Below are 1,163 nucleotides of genomic sequence, written 5' to 3' on the forward strand. Positions count from 1 at the left end.
TGAGCCTTTGCCACTAGGACTTTGAGTGGTGACGCTGCGTCACACGGTGCGGTGGTACTCCAGGTGCAGCACCACCAGCGCTGCGGCGACGATGGTGCTGATGCGGGTGGGGCACAGGCTCACCCGGCGCAGGCCCTTGAAGTACTTCAGCAGTGCGTTGCCCCGCTCGGCTGGGGCTCGGCGGGCGTTGTGGGCCTTGTTCGCCTCCCGCACGTCCTCGGGCAGACCCGACCCGTCGCAGGGAGCCTTGGTGGCACACACCAGCGTGCCGCTCTCCCCTTCGTAGCCGAGGTCGGCCAGCACCTGGTGGTCGGCGTCGGTGAAGTCAGCCAGGGCTTGAAGGAGGCCCTCGTGGGTGCGGACGCAGGTGACGTCGTGCTCACGGCCCGGGCGTACCGGGGAGGTCCAGATCGGCCACCCGTCGGGTGCGGTGATGACCTGGATGTTCCCGCCGTGGCAGTGGTGCTTCCCGCTCCACCACAGATCGACCTTGCGGCTGCTCTGCTCGCCGTTGCGCTTCTTGCGGCTGGTCGGGCCGGGGATCGAGCAGCGGTCCGTTTCGATGAGGGTGCCGTCGATGGCGACGTGCTCGTGCCCGGCCTCGCGGGCGGCCTGCAGCGCGCGGCGCAGGTCGGGGGCCTTCTGGCCCAGGACGTCCAGGACCTCGTGGACGTAGCGGTAGGCCGTGCGCAGGCTGATGGCGTTGTCGACGGCGAGCTGGACGATGCGAGTCTGGTCCAGCAGCCAGCGGGCGAACATCACCGCCTGGGCAAAGCAGCCCAGCGCTCGGCGTCCGGTGCGGGTGCCCAGATGAGCACGGTGGTCGCGCAGGTGAGCAGCGATCGCCTGGACGGTGGGGCGTGACAGTGGCAGCACCGCGGTGTAGGTCACCGGGCGGGTGTCGACCTCGGCGTCGACGCCGCTGCGGGCCTGGTCACGGTCGGGGTTGTCGACGGCGGCAGCGACCGCTTGCAGCAGAGAAGGGACCTGGGTGGCCTCGTTGTCGTTGCGGGTCGAGGTGGAGATGGCACGATCGAGCACGGTGGGACTCCGGGGGAAGAGTCGATCTTTGAGCGGACCGATCCATCCTTCGGGGTCCCACCCTCGACTCGCAACCCAAGGTCACGCAGCGTCACCGCCGACGCGCTAGTGGCAAAGGCTCA

The 1,163-nt window shown here is 69.3% G+C and carries 1 protein-coding gene; it reads right to left on the reverse strand.

The features are described 5' to 3' along the window. Window positions 1-39: 39 nt before the first annotated feature. Window positions 40-891, reverse strand: a complete 852-nt coding sequence (locus BXY45_RS22790; RefSeq protein ID WP_109776819.1) for a transposase family protein — start codon at window positions 889-891, stop codon at window positions 40-42. Window positions 892-1,163 lie beyond the last annotated feature (272 nt).

This window comes from Quadrisphaera granulorum (genome assembly GCF_003149145.1).
GTDB classification, from domain to species: Bacteria; Actinomycetota; Actinomycetes; order Actinomycetales; family Quadrisphaeraceae; genus Quadrisphaera; species Quadrisphaera granulorum.